8 protein-coding genes are annotated in these 6,573 nt (G+C 62.6%); 6 read left to right on the top strand and 2 right to left on the bottom strand.

Annotated elements, in window-relative coordinates:
- Positions 1 to 332 (bottom strand): hypothetical protein (locus RT028_RS12470; RefSeq protein WP_312935243.1); only part of this gene is annotated, 332 nt, incomplete at its 3' end.
- Positions 333 to 563: 231 nt separating this feature from the next.
- On the opposite strand from RT028_RS12470, the gene RT028_RS12465 reads away from it, so the two are divergent.
- Positions 564 to 1,862 (top strand): serine/threonine protein kinase, encoded by a 1,299-nt coding sequence (locus RT028_RS12465; RefSeq protein ID WP_312935241.1) that lies wholly within the window; start codon positions 564 to 566, stop codon positions 1,860 to 1,862.
- Entirely contained in the window at positions 1,855 to 2,682 is an 828-nt protein-coding gene (locus RT028_RS12460) for a VacJ family lipoprotein (RefSeq protein ID WP_312935239.1), read from the top strand. Before RT028_RS12465 ends, RT028_RS12460 begins: the two co-directional genes overlap by 8 nt.
- A gap of 78 nt (positions 2,683 to 2,760) precedes the next feature.
- Here RT028_RS12460 and RT028_RS12455 read toward each other — a convergent pair whose 3' ends face one another.
- Positions 2,761 to 3,696 (bottom strand): lipid A biosynthesis lauroyl acyltransferase, encoded by a 936-nt coding sequence (locus tag RT028_RS12455; RefSeq protein WP_312935237.1) that lies wholly within the window; start codon positions 3,694 to 3,696, stop codon positions 2,761 to 2,763.
- 112 nt (positions 3,697 to 3,808) lie between these two features.
- On the opposite strand from RT028_RS12455, the gene minC reads away from it, so the two are divergent.
- The 4 genes from minC to RT028_RS12435 all read left to right on the top strand — a co-directional run bounded on the left by minC (position 3,809) and on the right by RT028_RS12435 (position 6,569).
- Complete coding sequence (gene minC / locus RT028_RS12450) at positions 3,809 to 4,561, top strand: septum site-determining protein MinC (protein WP_312935236.1); 753 nt, start codon at positions 3,809 to 3,811, stop codon at positions 4,559 to 4,561.
- Positions 4,562 to 4,672: 111 nt separating this feature from the next.
- Complete coding sequence (minD, locus tag RT028_RS12445; protein ID WP_312935235.1) at positions 4,673 to 5,485, top strand: septum site-determining protein MinD; 813 nt, start codon at positions 4,673 to 4,675, stop codon at positions 5,483 to 5,485.
- Between the two features lie 3 nt (positions 5,486 to 5,488).
- Positions 5,489 to 5,743 carry a cell division topological specificity factor MinE gene (gene minE / locus RT028_RS12440; RefSeq protein ID WP_312935233.1) on the top strand — a complete coding sequence of 85 codons (255 nt, stop codon included), beginning with the start codon at positions 5,489 to 5,491 and terminating at the stop codon, positions 5,741 to 5,743.
- Between the two features lie 190 nt (positions 5,744 to 5,933).
- Positions 5,934 to 6,569 (top strand): RluA family pseudouridine synthase, encoded by a 636-nt coding sequence (locus tag RT028_RS12435; RefSeq protein ID WP_312935231.1) that lies wholly within the window; start codon positions 5,934 to 5,936, stop codon positions 6,567 to 6,569.
- Positions 6,570 to 6,573 lie beyond the last annotated feature (4 nt).

The raw sequence follows: 6,573 nt of genomic DNA, 5'->3' as shown, positions 1-6,573 counted from the left end.
GCCAGCACCACGGCGAACACCGCCAGGCTGGCGGTGTACAGCACCAGTGCCGGCACCCCCAGCAGCAACCCCAGTGCCGCCAGCAACCGCCCGCTGCGCCCAGCCAGCACCTGCGCCACCACCGCGCAGGCCAAGGCGCTCCAGGCCAGTACCTTGAAATGGATCATCAGGCCGAGCCCGCCGCGCAGCGCGCATTGCCAGGGGCCGTCAGCAGCGGCGCAGAGCCCGACCCACTGCGCGTCTTCCATCAGCGCATAACGCACCCCGTAGCTCGCCGCCAGCAACAGTGCCAGCGCCATGATCCCACTCAGTACAGCGATGCCACGCGACATGCGGCCCTCCGGGCTTTCAGACGGTCCGAAGGGAGCCAGCGCCCTTCACACACTTGCTACAGACAGCCGTAGCGGTAAGACGCTATGTTGCAACAAATTGGCCCTTGCCGCGCCATTGATCGTCACGGCAATCTCTGGGGCGATAAACAGCTGCGTCGTCCGGCAACTTTGCTCGAGACGCTGCGGTCCTACTGACGTACTGTCTTGCTGCTTTTCCTGGGGAACTCCTTGATGCTTCGATCATTGCGCCTTGCTGCCGCGCTGTGCGGCTCGCTTCTGGCCGCTTCTGCCTCGGCGCGGGATATCGACGCGGCCAGCTACGGCTTTCCGCTGACCAACCCGTTCGAGGCGACCATCGCCACTACACCGCCTGAGGACCGTCCTACGCTGCCCAGCGACGAGGACATCAATCAGAAGGATTACAGCCTGACGATGCGCCCCGAGCGCGCCTTCACGCTGCCCGACAATTTCTGGTCGGTGAAGAAACTCAACTATCGCCTGGCCCGTCAGGACCACGCCGCGCCGCTGATCTTCATCATTGCCGGCACCGGAGCGCCGTACTACTCCAGCATCAACGAATACCTGAAAAAGCTTTATTACCAGGCCGGCTATCACGTGGTGCAGCTGTCCTCGCCCACCAGCTGGGACTTCATGAGCGCCGCCTCGCGCTTTGCCACCCCCGGTATCAGTCAGGAAGATGCGGAAGACCTCTACCGCGTAATGCAGGCGGTCCGTGCCCAGCATTCGCGCCTGCCGGTGACCGACTTCAACCTGACCGGCTACAGCCTCGGCGCACTGGATGCAGCGTTCGTCAGCCGTCTGGACGAAACCCGGCGCAGCTTCAACTTCAAGAAAGTGCTGCTGCTCAACCCGCCCGTGAACCTCTACACCTCGGTCAGCAACCTGGACAAGCTGGTGCAGACGCGCGTCAAGGGCATCGACCGCAGCACCACCTTCTATGAACTGATGCTGGAAAAGCTCACCCGCTACTTCCAGGAAAAGGGCTACGTCGACCTCAACGAAGCCTTGCTGTACGACTTCCAGCAGTCGCGCCAGCACTTGTCCAACGAGCAGATGGCGATGCTCATCGGTACCTCGTTCCGCTTCTCGGCCGCCGACATCACCTTTACCTCGGACCTGATCAACCGCCGCGGCCTGATCATCCCGCCCAAGTTCCCGATCACCGAAAGCACCAGCCTGACGCCGTTCTTCAAACGTGCCCTGCAGTGCGATTTCGAGTGCTACCTCAACGAGCAGGTGATCCCGATGTGGCGCGCGCGCAGCGATGGCAACAGCCTGCCGCAACTGGTCGACCAGGTGAGCCTGTACGCCCTGGCCGACTACCTGCAGAACAGCCCGAAAATTGCCGTCATGCATAACGCCGACGACGTGATCCTCGGCCCTGGCGACATTGGTTTCCTGCGCAAGGTCTTCGGCGACCGCCTGACCCTCTATCCGCACGGCGGCCATTGCGGCAACCTCAACTACCGCGTCAACAGCGACGCCATGCTGGAGTTCTTCCGTGGTTAATCGACTGCTGATCGTCACTGCCCTGTTGCTGGCCGGCCATGCCCAGGCTGCCGAAGTCGCACCGCGCGCCAGCGTGGTCGAGGCGGACCCGATAAGTGCACCGCAAGCCGAGCTGCATGCCGGCCCGGACGGCTTTCTCAATCCGCTGAGCGAGCTGAAATTCAACCCGGGGCTCAACCAGCGTGAGTTCGAGCGTTCCACGCTGACGGCGCTGAACGTGTATGACCCGCTCGAGTCGTTCAACCGGCGCGTCTACCACTTCAACTACCGCTTCGACCAATGGGTGCTGCTGCCGGCAGTCGACGGCTATCGCTACATCACGCCGCACTTCGTGCGTACCGGGGTGAGCAACTTCTTCAATAACCTGGGTGATGTGTCGAGCCTGTTCAACAGCGTGCTGCAGCTCAAGGGCGAGCGCGCCGGGCAGATCACCGCACGGTTGATGTTCAACACCATCATCGGTGTGGGCGGTTTGTGGGACCCGGCGACCAAGATGGGCCTGCCGCGCCAGAACGAGGACTTCGGCCAGACCCTGGGCTATTACGGCGTGCACGATGGCCCGTACATCATGCTGCCGATCTTCGGCCCATCGAACCTGCGCGACACCGCTGGGCGCGTGGCCGACTACGCCGGCAATCAGTCGATCAACTACCTCAATGTGGCCGAAGCCAGCAGTCGCCATCCGGAAATCTTCGCCCTGCGCGCGGTCGACGCGCGCTACAACACCAACTTCCGTTACGGGCAGCTCAACTCACCCTTCGAGTACGAGAAAGTCCGCTACGTCTATACCCAGTCGCGCAAGCTGCAAATCGCCGAATAAGCCGCAGCCAGCGGCTCAGGCCACGTCGGGGTGCGCACGTCGCCCCGGCGCTCGGCCGGCGCGGCGCGCCCCTTGCGACTAGCGTTTTCTCTTCGCATACAGCGGCGCGGCGCCTTCGGGACGTGACTTGAAGCGACGGTGCGCCCAGAGGTACTGCTCCGGGCATTCCCTCAGCACGCCTTCGACCCATTGGTTGATGCGCAGGCAATCGGCCTCGTCGCTTTCCCCAGGGAAGTCGGCCAGCGGTGGGTGCACGACCAGGCGGTAGCCACTGCCGTCAGCCAGGCGACGCTGGGTGAACGGGATCACCCGCGCTTTGCCCAGGCGGGCGAACTTGGTAGTGGCCGTGACCGTAGCGGCCGGAATGCCGAACAGTGGCACGAACAGGCTTTGCTTGGTGCCATAGTCCTGGTCAGGCGCGTACCAGATGGCGCGGCCACTGCGCAGCAGCCTGAGCATGCCGCGCACATCTTCGCGCTCTACCGCCAGGGAATCGAGGTTGTGCCGTTCGCGGCCACGGCGCTGGATGAAGTCGAACACCGGGTTGCCGTGCTCACGGTACATGCCGTCGATGGTGTGGACCTGGCCGAGCAGCGCGGCGCCGACTTCCAGGGTGGTGAAGTGCACCGCCATGAGAATCGCGCCCTGGCCGTCGCGCTGGGCGGCCTGCAGATGTTCGAGCCCTTCGATATGGGCCAGGCGGGCCAGCCGCGCCTTGGGCCACCACCAGCTCATGGCCATTTCGAAGAAGGCGATGCCGGTGGAGGCGAAGTTTTCCTTGAGCAGGCGCTGCCGCTCGTCGCCTGGAAGATTCGGAAAACACAGCTCGAGGTTGCGCGCGGCAATGCGCCGGCGCTCACCGGCCACCCGATACATCACCGCACCGAGCGCCCGGCCAATGCCCAGCAGCAGCCGATACGGCAGCTGTACGATCAGCCACAGCACGCCCAGGCCCAGCCACAAGGCCCAGAACCGCGGGTGGAAAAAAGCGGTGCGAAAACGCGGACGATCCATTGCAACTTCCGGTCAGACAAAGGCCGGGCATTCTACAACCTTTGACCGCCGGTTGCGGCCCATCGCGGTTTCTCGCTATAAGTCAGGGCACTTTTTCCGTAACAAGCCGTCTATGCAGACCATGAGCCTGAACCAGACCCCCGACACCTCCGCCGCTTTCCAGCTTAAAGGCAGCATGCTGGCCATTACCGTGCTGGAGCTGGCGCGCAATGACCTGGATGCACTTGACCGGCAACTGGCAGCAAAAGTGGCCCTGGCGCCCAATTTCTTCAGCAACACACCCCTGGTGCTGGCGCTGGACAAGCTGCCCGCCAATGCCGGTGCGCTCGATCTGCCGGCGCTGATGCGCATCTGCCGGCACCACGGCCTGCGCACGCTGGCATTGCGTGCCAGCCGGATCGAAGACATTGCTGCCGCCATCGCCATCGACCTGCCGGTGTTGCCGCCGTCCGGGGCCCGCGAGCGGCCGATCGAGCCGGCGCCCGAAGTGAAGCCGCCGGAACCCGCACCGGTGATCGTGGCGGAACCGGAAATCCGGCCCACGCGCATCATCACGGCGCCCGTACGTGGCGGCCAGCAGATCTATGCCCAGGGCGGTGATCTGGTGGTCACCACCTCGGTGAGCCCGGGTGCGGAGCTGCTGGCCGACGGCAATATCCATGTGTACGGCGCCATGCGTGGCCGAGCACTGGCCGGTATCAAAGGCAATACCCGCGCGCGTATCTTCTGCCAGCAGATGACCGCCGAAATGGTCTCCATTGCGGGTCAGTACAAAGTTTGCGAAGACTTGCGCCGCGATCCATTGTGGGGCTCGGGTGTTCAAGTGAGTCTTTCCGGAGATGTGTTGAACATCACCCGTCTTTGATCGATACTTGCCGCCATTTTTACTGAAGTTCTTTTTATAGCAACTTTAATACCGTTGCCATTTTTGTGTATTTGCTGGGACTTCGGTCCCGTTATCTAGGGGTGACCTACCTTGGCCAAAATTCTTGTAGTGACTTCCGGCAAAGGGGGCGTGGGCAAGACCACCACCAGCGCCGCCATCGGTACCGGTCTCGCCCTGCGCGGCTTCAAGACTGTGATTGTCGACTTCGACGTCGGTCTGCGTAACCTCGACCTGATCATGGGCTGCGAACGCCGCGTAGTGTATGACTTCGTCAACGTGGTCAACGGTGAAGCCAACCTGCAACAGGCACTGATCAAGGACAAGCGCCTCGAGAACCTGTTCGTGCTCGCCGCAAGCCAGACCCGCGACAAGGACGCCCTGACCACCGAAGGCGTCGAAAAAGTATTGATGGAGTTGAAGGAGACCTTCGACTACGTGGTGTGTGACTCGCCCGCAGGTATCGAGAAAGGCGCCCACCTGGCCATGTATTTTGCCGATGAAGCGATTGTCGTGACCAACCCGGAAGTATCTTCGGTGCGTGACTCCGACCGCATCCTCGGTCTGTTGGCGAGCAAGTCGCAGCGCGCCGAGAAAGGCGAGGACCCAGTGGTCGAACACCTGCTGATCACCCGCTACAACCCGCAGCGTGTCGAAGACGGCGAAATGCTCAGCGTTCAGGACGTGCTGGATATCCTGGCGATCAAGCTCAAGGGCGTCATCCCTGAGTCGCAAGCCGTGCTCAAGGCGTCGAACCAAGGCGTTCCGGTGATTCTCGACGACCAGAGCGATGCAGGCCAGGCTTACAGCGATACGGTCGACCGCATCTTGGGCAAAGAAAGGCCGCTGCGCTTTGTCGACGTGCCCAAGAAAGGATTCTTCGAGCGCATTTTCGGGAGCAAATAAACCATGAACCTTTTTGACTTCTTTCGTGGCAGGCAGAAAACCACCAGCGCGTCGGTAGCGAAAGAGCGTCTACAGATCATCGTGGCGCACGAGCGCGGTCAGCGCAGCACACCGGACTACCTGCCAGCCTTGCAGCAAGAGCTGCTCGATGTGATTCGCAAGTACGTCAACATCGGTAACGACGATGTTCAGGTGGCACTGGAAAACCAGGGCAACTGCTCGATTCTCGAATTGAACATCACCCTGCCCGAGCGCTGATCGAGCACCCGAAACTGACTGAATCCTGTTCAGCCAGCGAAAAAAGGGGAGCGGCCTTGCGCCGTCCCGGCATGAGCCACCCTCGGTTAACGGGTATAGTGGCGCACTGACCGGGACGGCGTAGCGCCGCTCCCCTTTCGTTTCCGCCCCGCCTGCCAACGCCCGTAGGCCTCCGCCGAGAGCCCCCGCAATGCCGCTGTCGAACGTCCAGATCCTGCATGAAGACGCCGCCATCCTGGTGATCAACAAACCGACCCTGCTTTTGTCGGTGCCCGGCCGGGCCGACGACAACAAGGATTGCCTGATCACCCGCCTGCAGGAAAACGGCTACCCGGACGCGCTGATCGTGCACCGTCTGGATTGGGAGACCTCCGGCATCATCCTGCTGGCCCGCGATGCCGACAGCCACCGCGAGCTGTCTCGCCAGTTCCATGACCGCGAAACCGAAAAGGCCTACACCGCGCTGTGCTGGGGCCAACCCGCACTGGACAGTGGCAGCATCGATCTGCCCCTGCGCTATGACCCGCCCACCAAACCCCGTCACGTGGTCGACCATGAGCAAGGCAAGCATGCGCTGACCTTCTGGCGCATCGTCGAGCGCTGCGGCGATCACTGCCGCGTCGAGCTCACCCCGATCACCGGGCGTTCGCACCAGTTGCGGGTGCACATGCTGTCGATCGGCCATCCGCTGCTGGGCGATCGCCTGTATGCCAACCCTGAGGCCCTGGCGGCCCATGAACGCCTGTGCCTGCATGCCAGCATGCTCAGCTTCACCCACCCGCAGAGCGGCGAGCGCCTGAGCTTCCAGTGCCCGGCACCGTTCTGAGCTG

Source organism: Pseudomonas sp., assembly GCF_032058845.1.
In the GTDB taxonomy this organism is placed as follows: Bacteria; Pseudomonadota; Gammaproteobacteria; order Pseudomonadales; family Pseudomonadaceae; genus Aquipseudomonas.
The sequence above is the reverse complement of the archived record's forward strand: the minus strand, read 5'-3'. Positions and strand labels throughout refer to the sequence as shown.